The sequence below is a fragment of the Saccharopolyspora cebuensis genome, from assembly GCF_039542665.1.
Classification (GTDB): Bacteria; Actinomycetota; Actinomycetes; order Mycobacteriales; family Pseudonocardiaceae; genus Saccharopolyspora; species Saccharopolyspora cebuensis.
In genome coordinates this window covers 351,867-369,841 of record NZ_BAABII010000003.1, presented here as the reverse complement: position 1 = coordinate 369,841, position 17,975 = coordinate 351,867, and the positions used below count along the sequence as shown (strand labels likewise).

General features: G+C 73.6%; 8 protein-coding genes. 1 reads left to right on the top strand and 7 read right to left on the bottom strand.

Translation table 11 applies throughout. From position 1 onward, the window contains the following. Positions 1-13 precede the first annotated feature (13 nt). From ABD976_RS04540 to ABD976_RS04510, 7 genes are all read right to left on the bottom strand, one after another. Positions 14-3,091, bottom strand: a complete 3,078-nt coding sequence (locus ABD976_RS04540) for a type VII secretion system-associated protein (RefSeq protein ID WP_345357554.1) — start codon at positions 3,089-3,091, stop codon at positions 14-16. 14 nt (positions 3,092-3,105) lie between these two features. After that, positions 3,106-6,876 (bottom strand): ADP-ribosylglycohydrolase family protein, encoded by a 3,771-nt coding sequence (locus ABD976_RS04535; protein WP_345357551.1) that lies wholly within the window; start codon positions 6,874-6,876, stop codon positions 3,106-3,108. Positions 6,877-7,014: 138 nt separating this feature from the next. After that, complete coding sequence (locus tag ABD976_RS04530) at positions 7,015-9,588, bottom strand: ADP-ribosylglycohydrolase family protein (RefSeq protein ID WP_345357548.1); 2,574 nt, start codon at positions 9,586-9,588, stop codon at positions 7,015-7,017. After that, a complete protein-coding gene (locus ABD976_RS04525) occupies positions 9,588-15,020 on the bottom strand; it encodes a scabin-related ADP-ribosyltransferase (RefSeq protein WP_345357545.1) in 5,433 nt (1,810 codons plus the stop codon). The genes ABD976_RS04530 and ABD976_RS04525 overlap by 1 nt, the downstream gene beginning before the upstream one ends. Then, on the bottom strand, positions 15,017-15,325 hold the full coding sequence (locus ABD976_RS04520) for an ESX-1 secretion-associated protein (protein WP_345357542.1): 309 nt from the start codon (positions 15,323-15,325) through the stop codon (positions 15,017-15,019). Before ABD976_RS04520 ends, ABD976_RS04525 begins: the two co-directional genes overlap by 4 nt. 14 nt (positions 15,326-15,339) lie before the next feature. Next, on the bottom strand, positions 15,340-15,915 hold the full coding sequence (locus ABD976_RS04515; RefSeq protein ID WP_345357539.1) for a YbaB/EbfC family nucleoid-associated protein: 576 nt from the start codon (positions 15,913-15,915) through the stop codon (positions 15,340-15,342). 90 nt (positions 15,916-16,005) lie between these two features. After that, positions 16,006-16,458, bottom strand: a complete 453-nt coding sequence (locus ABD976_RS04510) for a carboxymuconolactone decarboxylase family protein (protein ID WP_345358718.1) — start codon at positions 16,456-16,458, stop codon at positions 16,006-16,008. 99 nt (positions 16,459-16,557) lie between these two features. Here ABD976_RS04510 and pdxR point away from each other — a divergent pair, with 99 nt between their 5' ends. Next, the gene (gene pdxR / locus ABD976_RS04505; RefSeq protein WP_345357536.1) at positions 16,558-17,946 is read left to right on the top strand and encodes a MocR-like pyridoxine biosynthesis transcription factor PdxR; all 1,389 of its coding nucleotides are present in this window, start codon (positions 16,558-16,560) and stop codon (positions 17,944-17,946) included. The last annotated feature ends 29 nt before the right edge of the window (positions 17,947-17,975 follow it).

The following is a 17,975-nucleotide window of genomic DNA, read 5'->3' as shown; positions in this document are numbered from 1 at the left end:
TGTCTCCTCGTGGTCACCAGGCGGGGTAGCGGCGGGTCCATTCCGGGTCGGTCGGCGCACCGGGGCTGAACTCGGCCAGCGCATCACCAGCCACCGCCTCCACCACTGCCCGCAGCTCCAGGGACGCCGACCACTCCGCAGGAACGGCCCGCGCCCCGTACAACGCCCCGGCAATGTTCCCGCACACGATCCCCGTCGAATCCGAGTCCCCCGAGTGGTTCACCGACAGCAGCAGCGCCGACCGCAGATCGCCCGTCGCCAGCACCGAGTACAACCCGATCGCCAGCGCCTCCTCGCCGACCCAGCCCTGCCCCAGCGCTTCGGTCAGCTCCTCCGGAGCGACCGGACCGCGCCGCGCCAGCTCCACCGCCGCGTCCAGCGCCGCCAACTGCTCCTCGTGGCCCGGCCACCGCAGCAGCAGCTCCCGCGCCAACCGCACCGACTCCGGCAGCGGCACCTCCCGGATCAACTGGTGCACGATCACCGCCAGCACACCCGCCGACAGGTACCCGCTCGGGTGGCTGTGGGTCAGCGCCGCCGTCCCCACCGCCGCGTGGAACACCTCCGCCGGGTCGTTCGACCACACCGCCACCGGCGCGGCGCGCATCACCCCACCGCAGCCCTTGGAATCGTTGATCCGGTGCCGCGGCGACGCGTGCTGGTGCGTCTGCGCGAACCGCGCCAACGCGGCCATGCAGGTGCTCCCCGGCGCCCGGTTCCGGAACAACCCCTCGGTGCCGATCAGCCACCCGTCCGGCACCCGCAGGTGCACCCCGTACGGCCCGGCCGCCCGCTCCCACGGCTGGTTCTGGGTGTGGAACCACCGCTGGTACGCGTGCTGCACCTCCGGCACCGGGTCGTTGTCCACCGGCTCCATCCGCCGCGCCACGTGCGCCCGGATCAGCCCCTCCAACGTGAACAACATCATCTGCGTGTCATCGGAGATCTCCGCCACCCCGTCCCGCAGGACGGGCCCCGTCACCCCGGACTCCCCGTGCTGCCGCCGGATCATCCCGATGTCGTGGAACTCCACGGCGTAGCCGAGGGCATCCCCCATCGCCCCGGCCACCATCGACCCGATGAACCGCTCGTGCGCATCCGGCGGCGGCTGCGGCGCGGACTGCTGCGGGGCGGGCTGCGCCGGAGCGCTGGTCGGCCGGGGTTCTTCGGCCGCGAGCTCGTCGAAGGCCCGCAGGAGCACCGTCCCCCCGATGTCGGCTTGGTGGCGCGTACCCACGTCGATGACCAGGTCGACGTCCTCGAAGGCGCGCTTGAGCTGGGCGACGGCGGCCCCGACCTTCGGTTCGGCGGCGGGGATGTACTTGGCGCTGGAGCCCGCCGCCAGCGCGGACTTCCCGCCGAACGGCAAGGCCGCCGGGACTCCGTCCTCGTGCGCGAGGAACACGACTTCGGACTGCGCCACCGCCAGGAGCATCGACCTGTCGGACGCATGACCGGTCGCCCACAGGTGCAGGACCTTCTCCAGCTCGTTCTCCGGCTGCGGGAAGCCCAGGGTGGCGGGGCTCGGCCGGTAGTCCGGGTTCGGCCGGTACCGGTCGGTGACCACGCCCGATTCGGCGACCCAGAACTCGCCGACGACCGCGTACCCGGGGACGTCCTCCTGCGCCGCATCGCGATACATCGGGTCCGGCACCGGGAGCCAGCTCCCCGGCCCCCGGCCCGCCGCCGCTCGCAGCGCATCGGTGATCTCGGGCGCGGACACCTCGATGGCCCGCGAGCCGGCGATCACCAGGTCCGACTGGTCGCCCTGGGTATGGATGCGCACGTTCCGCTCGGCGAGCAGCGGCAGCAGCCGGTACCCGGTGGCCCGGGCGGTCTCCGGGCCGGAGCCCGGACCCCCGATGTCCGGTACGGCGCTCGGGCCGGTGCAGACCCAGATCTGCGGCTTCTGCTGCCCCTCCAACTGGAAGTCCGCGGGATGCGACGAACCCGGCCCGGTGACCACCAGCAGATCCGCGACCAGGAACTCCCGGTAGACGTCCTCGATCGGCGCCTGCTCGGCGAACCGAGCGATCGCCTGCTCCAGCGCGGTCATCTCCGTACCCTGCGGTTGACTCATATCCCCCTCCGGCTGCGGTGCTGTTCCCCGCGTCCCCTGCGGTTCCGGCGCGCTCGGCGACGGTTCCGCCGGCCGAGGACCGTCGGGGCCGAAGGCGGCGAACAGGTCGGCGGCCACCGCCTCGACGTCGGCGCCGCGGGCGAGCGCGCGGCGCCACAGGTGCGGGAAGGTGCCGGATCCGGCGCGGGCACCGGCGAGCAGCCCGCAGATCAGCGCGTCGGGTCCGCCGAGGGTCGCGGCGTGCAGCACGGCGCGACCGCCGTTGGGCACCCGGTGGGCGAGCAGCAGCGCCCGGGTCACGACCTCGGCCCCGGACGTCCCGTCGCCGAGCCGCGCGAGGGCCTCGTCCAGCGACCACGCGTCCCAGCGGCGACCGATCTCGGCCAGCGCGTCGAGGCGGTCGCGGAGGCCGCCGTCCACGTGCTCCTCGGCGAGCAGCGCCCGGGTGAGCCGCGCCAGGTTGGTACCGCCGTCGGCGAGCGCGCCCGCCAGCGCCACGGCCAGCACGGCGCTGCTAGCGGCGTCCTCGCCCCACGGCCGCGCGGCGGCCAGCGCCCGGCGGAACACCTCCTCCTCCGGGAGCCCCGCCCCGGCCAGCGCCACCGGCACCGCCGCGACCAGCGCCCCGGCCGCCGGGGCCTCGCCGCCGACGGCCGACCGGGCGGCGGCCAGCACCGCGCCGAAGCCCTCGCCCGTTCCCATCCACGCACCGCGCCGAGCCCGCACGGCGTCCAGCAGTTCCGGCGTCGACGCCGGGCCCAGCGAGCCGAGCGCGTCACCGACGGCGCCGCCGACGAGCATCCCCAGCGCCCGGCCCCAGCGGGTCCGGTCCCACTGCTCCCGCGGAGCGGGCTCCGGCGGCCGTCCGCCGGGCCGGAACGCCTCCCGGGCCGCCGCGTTCCGGTCGACCTCGTCGACGTGCTGGAACCAGGTCAGCGGCAGCAGCGCCGGACGCGCGGTGATCTCCTCCCACGCCCGGAGCAATCGCCGCTGGTCTGCCTGCCGGTCCATTCCCCCACCTTCGTTCACGTCGCCGGGTAGTCGGCGACCCAGCTCTGGTCCCAGCGCCGGTCGGGCGAGCCGACGCGGGTCGCGACGACGTCGGCGGCCAGCCGGTCGAGCACCTCGCGGAGGGACGCGTCCACGCGCCACCCCTCCGGCTCGCCCCGGCTCGCGGCCAGCATCGCACCCACCAGGGGCGCGGCGGCCGGGTTCAGCTCGATCGCCCGCCGGACGGCGGCCTCGGCGTCGTCGAACCGCTCCCGCGCCGCGCCGAGCGCCACCGCGAGCACGTCCGGGGCGGCGCCGTCGCCGTGCGGTGCGGTGCCGTCGAGCGCCCGGCGGACGTCCTCGTGCCCGGGCCAGCTGGTCAGCTCGTCGGCCACGACGGCGATCGCGTCGTCGAGGTCCCCGCCGGCGAGCAGCACCTGCGCGGTGGTGGCGAACGCCCCCGCGCTCAGGAACGCGTCCGGGTGGCCGTGGGTGAGCAGCGCGTTGGCCACCGCCTCCGCGAACACCTCGCCGGGCTCGTCGGACCAGGTCGCGAGACCGAGCGCGCGCAGCACCGCCGAGGACGAGCGGGCGCGGTTCACGGGCCGCCGCAGCGTCCCGCCGCCCGCGGCGAACTCGGCCAAGGCCCCTTCGCACACCGGATCGGGATCACCGGGAGCGACCGCCCGGGACGGCAGCCACCCGCTCGGCTCCGCAGCGCCGGGAGCGACCCGCTCCCACGGCACGCCCAGCGCGTGCCGCCAGCGCAGCAACCCGAACAGCGCCGTGCCGCGCGGATCGACGATCCCCTCGGTCCGCTGCCGCGTCTCCGCGCGCACCAAGGCGTCCAGGCAGAACACCAGCATCCCCACCGGCGCGGACGTCCCCGCCCCGCCCCGGGCGAGCCGGTCGGCGGCGGCAGCGGCCCGCACCGAAGCCCCGAAGTGCGCGCGGACGCCGTGCACCAGCGCCACATCACCGAGGCGCGGCGCGGAACCCTTCACGGGCTCGCAGAACCCATCACCGCTGCGCCCGAACGCCCGCCGCACCAACGCCAGGTCCCACGGGTTCCGCCCCGCCCCGGAATCGGCGGCAGCAGGCCCGCCCAACCGCTCGACGACCACCCGAACCTCGCGCGGCAACGCCGCGGGCTCGGTGGGCACGCGCCGTCCCCACTCTTCGGGCGATCCCGCATCTGTTCCCGAGAAATCCTTCGCCGCCACGGGGTATCGGGCGTACCACTGCTCCCCCGGCTCGCGAGGACCGGCGCCGACGATCACGTCATCGGTCATTTCCGCGAGCACGTCGCGGAGGTCGAGCTGGTCGATCCACCGGCGAGGCAGCGCACCTGGGCCGCGGACCATCCCGAGGACCTGCCCGCACACCACTGCGGTCGCATGCCGGTCCCCGTCGTGCAGTGCCGACACCGCGAATGCTTCGGGCAACGCGTCGGCGATTTCTCGCTGGCGCGCTCCGTGGACGCCCGCGTACAAGCCGATCGCAAGCGCGCCGAGCGCGGTCGTCGAATCGTAGTGGTCGGCCAGGACCGCGACGTCCCCGACCGGGTCGCGGTCCGGATCCGAGTGGAGTCGGACCACGCGGTCCAGCACGTCGCACACGGGTGCGTACTCGGCCACTCCCCGCAGATCGCCGTGCATGATCCCCACCGAACGCAGCAGCGGATGCGGTGAGGAGGATATCCGGACCAGCGCGCTCAGGACGGCGACCGCGAGCCGTTCGACCTCGGACGCGTGCGTGAGCGACGCTACCGCGTGCGCGAAGATCCGCAGCTTCTCATGACGCCCGTCGGGGGTTCGCGACTTGCCGAGCATCCGGTCCCAGAACAGCGAAAGCGGCGCCGCGTACGTCAGAACACCGGCAGCCGAGCCCACTCCCGGAAAGTCCCGCGACTCGACGAAACCCAGGCACGCGTCGACGAACTCCGCATCCACCGGATGCGGCTGGCGGACCACCTCGTTGTCCACCAACCAGCCACCACCGCTCCCCGCACGTCGCCCCGCGACCTGCAGGAACCGCCGATAAGCGTCGCCTACCAGCCGGTCGATGTCCGCGTGGCCCGCAATCCTCGCAGTGGCATGCCCCCGGTTCATGGCCTCCGCCATGAACAGCACGAGCCGGGTCCGGGAGGTCGTCGCCCCGAGGGCAGTGGCAGCGAGCGCGCCCGCGCGGTGCTCGGCGACCAGGCTTTCCAGCGGCGCATCACCCACCGCCGTGGCGAACGCGTCCCCGGCAGCCCCGCCGAAGAACATGCCGCGCAACCCGATCGCCGACTCCGGCCAGTTGTCCCAGAACGGCATGCGGTCGTCCTCCGAGCCGACTTCCGGCTCGTGAGGACCACCGAAGAACCGCAGGAAGCCGACGTCCTTCCGGAGGTGCCGGAGCGGATCGCCGATCAACTCCCGGAACGCCGCGAGCACGCGCTCCTCATCCCCCGTCACCTCCCCCGGCTTGGGAACGGTGGGCACGACCTGCTCCGTCGGAAGTTCCGAGGGCGACGGCAGCCCTTGTGCCCGCCGCGATTCCCACAGCTCGCGCACCCTGTGGTGTCGAACGAGGAGGGCTTCCCGACCGAGGGCCTCCTCAGCAAGACGCGGGAACGCGTCGCCCGCATCCGACCCGGAGAACGGCTTGCCGCTCCACCAGAAGTCCCGCCAGTGCCGGAGGAACAACTCCTCCCGCTCCGAGACCCGCACCTCGCGCCTCGGGCTTTCCGGCGGTTGCGCCGTGGTCGGGTACCGGTGGTGCCACTCGGCGTCGTCCCGCGGATTCTCCGCGAACTGCTCACCAGCGTCGTTGGCCAGCTTGACGAGCACCTTCGCACTCATCAATCCACTCGCCCAGTGGACCGGGATCCTGTCCTGCCCCGTGAAGCTCGACCCCATGATCGCCCCGGCCAAAGCGCCGGTGATCGCGCTGTCGCCGGAGTGGTTCACCGCGATGCGCACCGCCTCGTCGAAGTCCATCTCGGCGGCGTGCACCGCGCACGCGGCGATCGCGAGCGCCGATTCGGGGTCCTCGCCGGTCCCCAGGCTCTCGATCCGCTCCGGCGTGATGGCGCGACGCGCCAGCGTTTCCGCTGCTTCCAGCGACTTCCGCAGCGATGCGGGGTAGTGGCGCCGGTCCGCTTCGAGGACCTGCCCGAAACCGCGGACGTGTTGCCCGGTCATGATGTTCTGCTGGATCAGGACCGCGGCTGCTCGGGACGCGCCCACCGTCGTCTCGGATTCACCGGTGAAGCCCATGACCCGGTCGACGAGTTCGAAGACGGCCACCGGATGCGCCCCCCACAACCCCATCGGGATCGCCGAGTACAGCGGGCTCACCTCCGGGAGATCGCTCCGGAAGCGATCCTCCTGCCCGAGCCTTTCCCGGAGCTGCGGGAGGTACCGCGAACCCACCAGGTGCTCCGGCAGCTGAGACGCCAGCCGCCCCGCTGCCGCACCGCCGCTCGCCCACGCCTCGTACACGCGACCCAGCTCGATCAGCGGGTCCGGTGCGCCCGCGAGCAGAGCGCGGTCCGCCTTGATCATCCCGTCGAGGGTCAGCGCCATCGCGACCGCGCCGTCCGACATCGATTCCCCGGGCGGACTCCCCGCCAGCTCGGTGACGCCGCGGGGCCCGAAGGCCTCCTCGATCGCGGACCACGGCAGATGCCGCACTCGACGCCCCAGCGCATCACCGGCCAGCGCTCCGATCACGGCGCCGCTGAAGCGGTCCTTGCGCTCCGCGAGGAACTCGTCCTCCGCGCGCAGCGCCGTCATCCTGCGCCGACCATCTCGGGCCACAGCGCCACCTGGCTTCCCCGCTCCGCCCATCACAGCCCTATCGCCCTTCCGCCGACGACCTCCCGGCCGCGGGACCGAGCACCGTGCACGTCGGCTCGGCGACCGGCTCGGCGGCGCGGCCCCGCACCGGACACCCGGCTACCACGCCGGGTAGCGGCGCAACCACGCCTCATCATTCGGTGGGCCAGGGCTGAACTCGGCCAACGCATCCCGGGCCAGCTGCTCGATGATCTCGCCCAACTCCACGAACCCGCGCCACGCCTCCGGAATGGCCCGCGCGCCGTGGAGAGCACCGCCGATGGCGCCGCACACGATCCCGGTGGACGGCGAGTTCCCGGAGTGGTTCACCGACAACAGCAGCGCCTCCCGCAGGTCGTCGGTGGCCAGCACGGCGTAGAGGCCGATGGCGACCGCTTCCTCACCGGTCCGGCCGTGCCCGAGGGCGTCGGTGAGCTGCTCCGGGGTCACCGGCCCGTTCTTCGCCAGCTCGACCGCGGTGTCGAGGGCGCGCAGCTGCTCCTCGTGCCCCGGCCACCGGGTGAGCAACTCCCGCGCCACGCGCGCGGAATCGAGCAGCGGGACATCCCGCATGAGCTGGTGCACGATCACGGCGAGCACCCCGGCGGACAGGTAGCCGCTGGGGTGGCCCTGGGTGAGCGCCGCGGTACCGACCGCGGCGTGGAACACCTCCGCCGGATCGTTCGACCACACCGCGACCGGCGCGGCCCGCACCGCCCCGCCGCGCCCCTTGGAGTCGTTGACCTTCCGCTGCGGGGTGGCGAACAGGTTCGTCTGCGCGAACTCCTCCAACGCCACCAGGCAGGTGATACTCGGAGACCGAACCTTGAACAGCTCCGGGTTCGTGATCAGCCACCCGTCCGGGGCAGGCAGGCGCAGCGCGAAGGGGCCACCGACCTGCGCCCACGGCTGGTCCTGCGTGTGCAACCACCGCTGGTAGGCGTGCTGCACCTCGGGAACCGGATCGTTGTCCACCGGGTTCATCCGCCGGGCGACGTGCGCCCTGATCAGCCCTTCGAGCGTGAACAGCATCATCTGCGTGTCATCGGAGACCTCCGCGCCGTTCTGCATGATCCGCCGCGGTTCGGTGATCCCCAGGTGCCCTTCCCGGTCCCGGATCTGCCCGATGTCACCGGTCTCGTAGGGGAAGCCCAGGCAGTCGCCGATCGCTCCGGCGAGCATCGCCCCCACGAACCGCTCCTGGGGTTCGAGCGGTCCCCCGGGTCGCTGCTCTTCGAACGGGAACAGGTCGAACCTGGCGCGATACCAGTCGATGGCGTTCCCGTCGTCCGCATCGCTGACGACGGTCTCCCACACCTTGTGCACGAAGTGCACGCGACCCGGCGCGCTCTCGGAGCGCACGAGGTACGTCCGCCCGATGTCCTCCACGTGGACCGGATCGGCCAGTTCTCCGACGACGGCTCGCGCTCGATCGATGGCCTGGGCGGGCGAGGTGATGACGACCCGCGGTTCCGGGTCCAGCTTCCACGGTGCGAGGTGGAGCGGGTCGGCACCCCAGGACTCGAGGATCCGCATTCGGAGGGCCTTCGGCAGGTCCCTCGCACACGACCGCAGTGGTTGCGCGAGGTCCCCCTTCCGATGATCGCGCACCTCGGCATTCGTCCACGGCGTGATCATGTCGGCGATCCGGTTGGCGAGCACGACAGCACGGGGCTGCCAGGGCAAGGTGCGCAGGTGTTCCACGTAGACGTGGTACAGGAGGTCTCCATCGAACTCCGGGCAGTCCGGCTCCTCCTCGGACGGATTCAGCGGACTCGTCGCCGACCGCAGGATCGCCAGCACCCGCGTGTCCTCCTCGTCCGGGTGGATCACCCGGGTACGACCGCCGCCACTGGACACCGGGTCGACGGCGTTGAAAACCGCCGCTGCCGCGAGCACGTCCGGATCTGTGATGCCACCCTCGACCAGCACTCCGACGGCGGTGATCCCGATCTCGACCTGGCGGCCGCGCTTGGGCGTGGCCTCGCTGAGATACCCCCATTGGGCCAGCGCCTGCTCGATCACCGAGAACGTCGGCTCGTCGACGAACTCGGCGAGCCGCGCGCTGTGCTGCACCCAGAACGTCGGGCCGACGTCGAGCCCGCCCGACGGGCTGTCCACGAGCAGGTGCATCTCGCGCAGCGCGGCGACCAGGTCCGAGACCGGGAACTGCGCCTGCAACCCCGCACTCCCGTTGACCACCAGGGACGCCTCCGGCGGGAGCATCCGCAGCAACCTGGGCAGGTACATCAACTTCGCGTGCACGCCCTCAGGCACCAGGCTGGACGCCAGGTGAGCCGTCAGACGAGGACCGCCCGAGGTCTGGAGCATCATGAGATGCCCCTCGGGTGTCACCACGACCGGCAACACCGCCTTGGCGATGATCCGGAGGAACGTGTGCTGGTCGATCTGGCCGGCCATCGTCCGACGCATTCCGCGATCGAGCCAGTTCGCCCACGGAATCCCCTGCTCGACCAGCGACGGCTGGTAGTCGGGATTGGCCTGGTACTCCCCGATCTCGCCCTGGCCGTCAACCGCGAAAGCACCCTTGATCGCATGCGCCGGAACATCACCGTCCGGGTCGTACATGCGATCGATCACGTACAAAAAGCCCCCGGCCTGCCGCCTGGCCGCTTCCCGCAACGCAGGCGTGATCGGCGGCACGCCGTTCTGCTCGTTTTCCGACATGCTCATCAGCCCTGGAGATTCTTGTAGTAGTAGGGGTTGTGGAAGGTTCCGAGCAGTTCCCCGGTCTCCACGTCGTAGACATCGCAGCTCGGCACGTATCGGAAATCGATTCCACCGACGAAGCCCACTTCGGATTCACGCGTGTCGTGCCCCAGGTTCTCCGAAGACATGTTCATATCGATGCCGCCCCCCGCGTCGATCTGGTACACGAACGCGAATTTCTTGCCGCTCCCCTTCGCCGTGGAGAGGGCCCGATCGCGCGCGTAGTCCTCGTCGCGAGTGGTGGAGACCAGGCCGCCGCCTTGACCGCGGTTTCCGTCGAAGTGCTTGTCCAGGCTGAGGTCCTTGCTCCTCGCCTGGAAACCCACCTGTTCGCCCCAGACCTCGTTGGGATGCCGGAGATCGCTGCGGTACAGCACATCGGTGTCGGTGCGCCAGTGCAGATACCTGTCCTGCCGACCATCGTTGAGGTCGTCCTCGATGGCCTTCTGATCCCATCCGGCGCTGTCCGGGAGGCTGCCGAACGCATCATTTCCGTCCGGCGCGGCGACCGCCTGGACAGACTCGTCGATCCTGAAATTGTGCAGCGGGGGCTGCCGCTTCCTCGGCCCGAGCTCCTCATCGACTCGCTGCTCGACCCATTCAATGTCCCCGGGTTCGAGGTGGTCACCCAGCATCTTCTCGTACTTTTCCCGGACTTTCGCCCGCGCTTCCGGCGTTGAGTTCGGGTCCGCCGGAACGTAGCCGTTCTTGGCGCGCCCATCACCGACGCCCAACGGATCGAAGTCGCGCTTGGCACCTCGACCGGGGTTCGCCGGGCTGGAACCGCCATCGGCACGGCCGCCAGAACCCTGCGGACCGAAACCACCATCCGCACGACCACCAGAACCCTGCGGACCGAAACCACCATCCGCACGACCACCAGAACCCTGCGGACCAAAACCACCATCCGCACGACCACCAAAGCCCTGCGGACCGAACCCCTCGCCGGGGCGCGGGGCGTGCGGCGGCTGAGCGCTGTAGTCGGGCGTCGGGTGCTGTGCTGGTGGGCGACCGGCTGGATGCGTAGTTCCGGGTGGCGGGCCTTGCCGGGCAGCATTCGGCGGAGGCCCGGCAGGCTGCTGCTGCGGTGTGCGCGGCGGCGGTCCCGGGTTCGGTTGTTGATGGCCGGGGCCCGGTCGTTGTGGAGCGCCCGGCCCCTGCTGACCAGCCACCGGCCCGCGCGGCGCTCGCGGATCGGGCGCGTTGTGCGGAACCTGCGGAGCACCGGGCGGGTTCTGCGGCGCACCCGCTGGACGCGGCGGAGAGGCAGGCTGCGCGTGGGGCCCCGGGGCTTGCTGGGTCGGGCCGCCGGTCGGCCCAGCGGGACCCGGATGGGCCGGAGGCGGCATCGGTGCCTGGTTCGGCGCCGTGTGGTTCGGCGCCGCCTGCTGCGGTGGCGGGGTCTGGGGCGGGGTGTTGGGGACGAACTGGCCCGTGCTGGGGTCGACTCGGCCGAGGGGTTCCCACTGGTGGGTTTGCGGGTGGTAGCGGCCGAGGTCGTGGTAGCCGGTGCTGTCGCGGTGCACGGGGACCCAGCGGCCGAGCTCGTCGGCGCGGCCGTGCGCGATCCACTCGCCGCGCTGGTTGTAGTGGCCGTTGGGCACCAGGTTGCCGTTGGGCTCGTAGTGGCCCGGGACCCAGCGGCCGAACCCGTCGACCTGGCCGTGCGGGACCCACCGGCCGAACTGGTCCAGGGTCGCGTGCGGCACGAACTCGCCGGACCGCCCGAGGTGGCCGGGTATCAGCGTGCCGTAGTCGTCGGGGCGGTGCTGCAGCCCTCCGCTGAACGCGGGGCCGCCGGGGTGCAGGAACTCCGGCGGTGGGTTCTCGTAGCCGCGCCGCGACGCGGCATCGGCCCAGTGGCCGAACTTGACCCACTCCGGCCGGTGGCCCGGCGGGAACGGGCTGTCGTGGACGGCGGTGCTGCCGTCGGGGTGGAAGCTCGTCCAGGTGCCGGGTTCGTCGAAGTGCGGTTGCGGCGTGCCGGAGGCGTCCACGTCGAAGCTCGCCCGGCTGCCGCTGGCGTACATGTTGCCGTGGTTGTCGACCCAGGCGTCGGTGTTCGGGGCGAGCACCTCGACGTCGAGTTCGCGGGCCAGCTCCTCGGCGAAGTTCGGCGAGCCGTCCCCGGTGTCGCCACCGGTCCGGCACGCCAGCAGGCGGACCGGGGAGCCCGGCTGGTAGCCCGGCGCTCCCCGGATGATCTCGGCGAGTTCCTTCGCGTTGAGCTCGGTGCTGCCCATCCGCACGCCGTTCGGGGAGCCGTGCACCTCGACGGTGAAGCGCTTCGGGTCCACGGCCGCCCACGGCCTGCTCCGGGCGTGGGCGGCGCTGCCGTAGTACGGCGTGGACGGGTGCGCCGCCATCGACAACCCGGAGTCGACGTTGCGGATCTCGCGGATGTTCTCCGCCCCGAGCTTCGCCCGCAGCTCGTCGGACATCGCGGGCGTCTTGTTCGGGTGCACGCCCAGCGCCCAGCCGTCCCGCTTCGAGAACTGGGCCTCCACCGGCAGCTCGGCGGCCATCGACTCCGGTGTGGAGCGCGGCGGGCCCTCCGGCTCCTCCGGCGGGGCGTCCGGACGCTCGTGGTGACCGAGGGATTCGGCCCGGATGGCCGCGTCCTCGGCCACCCGCTGCTGCCAGCCCGGCCCCCAGTGCCGGAAGCCCTCGCCCTTGACGTGCGCGAAGCTGTCGTGGGTCACGTCCGCCCACGGGTAGCGGTCGGCATCGGCGTGCCGGACCTGCGCGGCCGGGCGGTGCGCCGGTCCTTCGGGACCGCCGCGGCCGTTCGGCGTCGGAGCGTCCGGGCGGGCGTGTGGGCTCGGGGCGTCCGGACGGCTCGGACCGTTCGGCGACGGGGTTTCCGGTCGGCCCTGGGTGTCCGGTCGGCCCTGGGTGTCCGGTCGGCCCTGGGTGTCCGGTCGGCCCTGGGCCGGTGCGGAGTCCCGGGGCGGGACCGTCGGGCGGGAGGCGTCCGGACGGGCCGGACCGTTCGGTGCCGGGGCGTCCGGGCGACCGGGGGCACGGGGCGGCGGCGCGGAAGCCCCCGGCGGTACGCGGGGCGGGCCCTGCGGCGTCGGGGCGCCCGAGCGCCCCGGTGCGTTCGGAGCCGGTGCGGCGGTCCGCGGCGGGACGTTCGGGGACTGCGCACCTGGAGCGTTCGGCGCGGGCCGGGGCGGGACGTCCGATCGTGGTGCGTCCGGACGGGCCGGGGCGTGCGGGGGCCGTGCGTCCGGGCGGGCGGGCGCGTCGTGGCGGGCCGGGGCGTTCGGCGCCGGTGCGTCCGGACGGCCCGACGGCTGCGGGGACGACGCGGCGGGCGGGCGCGGCGGCGCATCCGGGCGACCGGCGGCGTTCGGACGCACCGGAGCGTTCTGCTGCGGCGGTCCCGCCGGGGGACGCGCCGGGCCTCCTGGCGGCGGTCCCGGGCGTTCGGGCGAACGGGGGGCGCTCGGGCCTCGGGGTGGCGCGGCATCCGGTCCGCGCCGCCCGGCGGCGCCGGGGCTGCCGGGGGTGCCGGTCCAGCCGCCGCCGGAACGTCCCGGGCTCCCGGCCTGGGGCGATCCCGGCGACGAGGCGCCCGGCGCAGTACCCGGCGAGGCACCGGGACCGCCACCGGACGCACCGCCGCCGCTCGTGGGATCGGTGCGCGGGGGCGGCGGAGCCACCGGGCCCGCAGCGCCCGCCTCCGGTGGGCGGACCGGGGCGTCGACGCTCGCCGAGGACGTGCTCGACGGGCGGTTCGGGACCTCGGGACCGGCGTCCCGAGGCGGTCCGGGCATCGCACCCGGGGCGGTCGACGCGCCGCCCGTCGGCGGTGCGGGACTCGCGGTCGAGGAACCCTCCGGAGTGGACGGTGACGGGCTCGGCGTGGACGGCGCGGTACCCGGCGACGCGGTGCTCGGCGGCGCGTCCGGGCTCGACGGCGCGGTACCCGGCGACGGGGCGCTCGGCGATGCGGTGCTCTGCTGCGCGTCCGGGCTCGACGGCGCGGTTCCTGGCGACGCGGTGGACGCGGGCGACGGAACGTCCGATGTGGATGCGTTGAAGGCTTGCGGGGCCTGCGGCGTCGAGTTGCCGGGCGACGCGGGAGCGTCCGGAGCCGAGGGCGTGGAGGTCGACGCCGCGTCCGGAGCCGACGGGCTCGACGCACCCGGCGACGACGGCGCGTCCGGGGACGACGGGCTCGGCGTGCCCGGGGAGGGGCTCGACGTGCCGGGGCCGGGAGCATCGGTGGCGGTCGCGCTGCGCGGGGACGGCCCGTCCGCGCCGTTCGGGGTGGGGCCGGTGCCGTTCGGGCCCGTGCCCGGTGAGGCGGTGCCGGGTGGGGCGGTGCCGGGTGACGCCGTGGCGGGGTCGTTCGAGGTGCGCGGGGTGGTGCTTGCGGGGTCACCCGGGGTGCGGGTCGGTTCGTCGGGGTCGCCGCCGCCGGGGTCGCCGCCGGTGCCGGCGCGGCTGCGGCCGACGACGTCGGTGCCGAAGGTGTCGTCGAACTTGCCCCAGGCCTTCTCGGCGACCTTGTCCGCGACCTTGCCGGAGATGTCGATCTTGTCCGCGGCCTTGCCGACGGCCGCGGCGGCGGTGCCGACCGCGTCGGCGGCCTTCCCGCCGAGCTTGCCGAGGGCCTGCATGACCTCGCCGAAGACCTCGACCATCTTGGCGAGCTTGGGCGAGACGTTGGCGATCGTCGTGGTCAGCTTGGTGACGATCTCGGCGACCTTGGCGACGGTCTTGCCGATGAACATGACCGCCTTCGGCACCACCCAGGCCAGCGAGGCCACGGGCGGGAGCACGGCCTGCAGCGCGAAGCTGATCAGCCGGGAGATGCAGTCGGAGATGAGGTCCCGGACGAACTCGCGGACGAACGAGACGACCTCGCCCATCACCGTGACGACGGTGCTGATCGTGTTGGCCAGCTCGGCCATCCCGGTCAGCGCCTCGCCGTGCTTGCCCGCCTGCTTCCGGTAGGCGTCACCGGCCGCGCCGGTCCACTCGCCGGTGTGGGCCTTGACCGCGTCGGCGTACCCGGTGGCGGCGGCGCCGACCGCCTGCGACACGTTCGCCCAGGTCTCGCCGTACGCGCGGACGCCGTCGGGGTCGCCGGCGAACCAGTCCAGCGCCTCCTTGAGCGGTTCGACGTGCTCGATCAGCCAGGACAGGCCGTAGGACAGCAGGGTGCCGATGGGATCGACGGCCATGCTGAGGCCTTCCATCGCCATGCCGCCGTAGGCCAGGCCGCTCTCGACCCAGCTCGACCCGTCGTTGAGCGAGCTGACGTCGTTGACCGACTCGGCGATCCCGATGCCGGTGGCCCAGCCCGCCTCCCCGGTGCCCGCGGTGAAGATCCCGTACCCGTCGGGGTTCTCCTGCTGCTGGACGACGAGCGGATTGCTCATACCTCGATGCCCTCGAACCCGTCGCTGTTGTCCTCGTCGACGGACTCGTAGTCCTCAGCGGTGGCCCGGATGTTGTCGGCGGTCTCGCGCATCGCCTCGACGGCCTTCTTCAGGGCCTCGATGCCCTGCTGCTCCACCGGGTCGATCATCCACGCGAACGGGCGGCACAGGATCCCGTAGGCGTCGTTGTCCAGCGACACCTGCTGCGAGGCGTCGACCGCGGTGCCGAGCTGGTCGACCACACCGTCCACTGCGGACGCGTGCGCGCGCAGGCTCTCCACCACGACGTTCATCTCGTCGGCCACGACGGCTTCCCCTCTCAGCGCAGGAACGACTCGTCGCTGAAGTCGCCGTCGTCGTCATCGTCGGGCCCGCTCGGCCGCGGCCTCGGCGGCGGGGGCTTCGGGGGCTGGGGGTTCGGCGGCTGGGGACGGGCGGGCGGCGGCGCCTCGGCGTCCTCCTCGACCTCGATCTCCATGTCCCGCAGGCCCGGGCGGCGCGACGGCGGCTCGTCCTCGGGCTCCTCCGGCGGCTCCGGGAAGTGGCGGCGGGCCTCCCCCAGCACGTGCTGGGCGGCGGAGTCCTCCAGGCCGACCGTCTCGGCGACCGCCTCCTGCATCAGCTCCGGGATCCGGGCCTGCGCGGCCTGCACCGTGCGCATGATCTCGGCCGACAGCGCGGCCATCGGCCGGTTCCCGGCGCTCTCGGCCAGTTCGAGGTGCTGGAGCATCCCGCTCGACGACACGGTCACCCGCACCGCGCCGTCCCGGGACGACTCGGTGACCTGGATGTCCTCGACGCGCGACTGCATCCGGCCGAACCGCTCGGCCTTCTCCGCAGCCCGGTCCTGCCACTGCCGCACCATCTGCTCGACGGCCCTGATGTCCTCGGGCACCGGTCACCCCCCTCGATCGCCGGGCGAACGCTACCAACACAGCAGCGCCGCCCGGCGGGGATCAGCGAGATCGGACCGGTGTTCGCCTGATCACTCCCGGGGCGCGATCGGGCGCCGCGCGGTGACGCCGAGCCGGTTCCAGGCGTTGATCGTGGTCGCGGCCCAGGTCAGGGCCCCGAGCTGCGCCTCGTCGAAGAAGCTCGCCGCCGCGTCCCACACCTCGTCCGGGACGCCGTGCTCGGAGAGCTTCGTGATCGCCTCGGCCAGCGCCAGGGCGGCGCGCTCGGCCGGGGTGTAGAGGTCGGTCTCCCACCACACCGCGACCAGGTCCAGGCGCTGCTCGCCGACGCCCCGGGCCCGGCCTTCGCGGGTGTGCATGTCCAGGCAGAACGAGCAGCCGTTGAGCTGCGAAGCGCGGATCTTGATCAGCTCGTGCAGTTCCTCGTCGAGCCCGGCGGCCTCCCACGCCTGCGCCGCGGCGCGTTGCAGGGCGAACATCGCGCGGCTGGTCGCCGGGTCGGTCTGGTGCAGGTCGATGCGCATCTCGGTCACGGCCCCACGCTAGGGCGCCGAGCGCGCCGCGCGGTGGTCCAGTGCGCCGTCGGTCCCGTGGTCCGGTTCCGCCCGGTAGGGTCGGCGGCCGTGGCGGTGGGACGGTCGCTGGACCTGCACCTGGACTGGGCGGGACGGCCCGACAGCCGGCGGCTCGCGGAAGCGCTGCGCACCGCGATCCGCGACGGCCGGCTGCCCGCCGGCGGCCGGGTGCCCTCGACCCGCGCGCTGGCCCAGGACCTCGGCGTCGCGCGCGGCACGGTGACCCGCGCCTACGACCAGCTCGTCACCGAGGGGTTCCTGCTGGCCAGGCAGGGCGCGCCCACCACCGTCGCCGACCGCCTCACCACCCGCGACGAGCCCGGCTCCCCGGCGGCACCGCCCGATCCCGCCCCGCGCTGGGACTTCCGCCCCGGACGCCCGAACCTCAGCGCCTTCCCGCGCCGCGACTGGTCGGCCGCCGGGCGCCGCGCCCTGGGCGAACTGCGCGCGGGTGACCTCGACTACGGCGATCCGCAGGGGCACCCGGCGCTGCGCGAGGCCCTCGCCGACTACCTGGCCCGGGCCCGCGCGGTGGCCGTCGACCCCGCCCGGATCGTCATCTGCAACGGCTACAGCCAGGCGTTGGCGCTGCTCAGCAAGGCCCTGGTGGAACGCGGCGCGACGTCGATCGACTTCGAGGACCCGTCGCTGCCGCAACTGCGCGCCATCCCGGCCGGGCTCGGGCTGACCGTGCGCGGCGTCCCGGTCGACGGCGAGGGCATCGACGTCGCCGCGCTGCGCGGCCCGGCCGCCGTGGTGACCCCGGCGCACCAGTTCCCGCTCGGCGGCACCCTGGCCTCCGGCCGCCGCACCGAACTCGTGCGGTGGGCCAGGGAGTCCGGGGCGGTGATCGTCGAGGACGACTACGACGGCGAGTTCCGGTTCGACCGCCGACCGGTCGGCGCGCTGCAAGGGCTCGCGCCCGACCGGGTCGCCTACGCCGGCACCGCGAGCAAGACGCTCGCCCCGGCGCTGCGGCTGGCGTGGCTGGCGCTGCCACCGGACCTGGTCGAACCGGTGCGCACCGCGCAGGAGCACAGCGGCCTGCACGCGCCGCTGTTCGAGCAGCTCACCCTCGCCGAGCTGATCCGCTCCGGCGACTACGACCAGCACATCCGCCGCTCCCGGGCGCTCTACCGCAGGCGCCGGGAGATCGTGCTCGACGCGTTGGCCGGGATGCGCGCGCGGCACCGGCCCTACCCGGCGGGTGTCGCCGCCGGGCTGCACCTGGCGATCCAGCTCGACCCGGCCGGTCCGAGCGAGCGGGAGGTGCGGGTCCGCGCCGAGCGCGCGTCGGTCGGGCTGGAACTGCTCGGCCGGTTCTGGATCGACCCGGGCGCCGGTGCGCCGGGCGCGGTGATCGGCTACGCCGCGCCGCCCGAGCACGCGTTCCGGCCCGGGTTGCGCGCGCTCGTCGAGGTGCTGGAACGGCGCTGAACCCGGACGAGCGGCCGGAGGGGCGCGCG

What these genes read in the sequence shown, in the direction of transcription:
- ABD976_RS04525 (WP_345357545.1), bottom strand. Translation starts at nt 15,020, where the DNA reads ATGAGCAATCCGCTCGTCGTCCAGCAGCAGGAGAACCCCGACGGGTAC.
- ABD976_RS04530 (WP_345357548.1), bottom strand. Translation starts at nt 9,588, where the DNA reads ATGAGCATGTCGGAAAACGAGCAGAACGGCGTGCCGCCGATCACGCCT.
- ABD976_RS04510 (WP_345358718.1), bottom strand. Translation starts at nt 16,458, where the DNA reads ATGCGCATCGACCTGCACCAGACCGACCCGGCGACCAGCCGCGCGATG.
- ABD976_RS04540 (WP_345357554.1), bottom strand. Translation starts at nt 3,091, where the DNA reads ATGGACCGGCAGGCAGACCAGCGGCGATTGCTCCGGGCGTGGGAGGAG.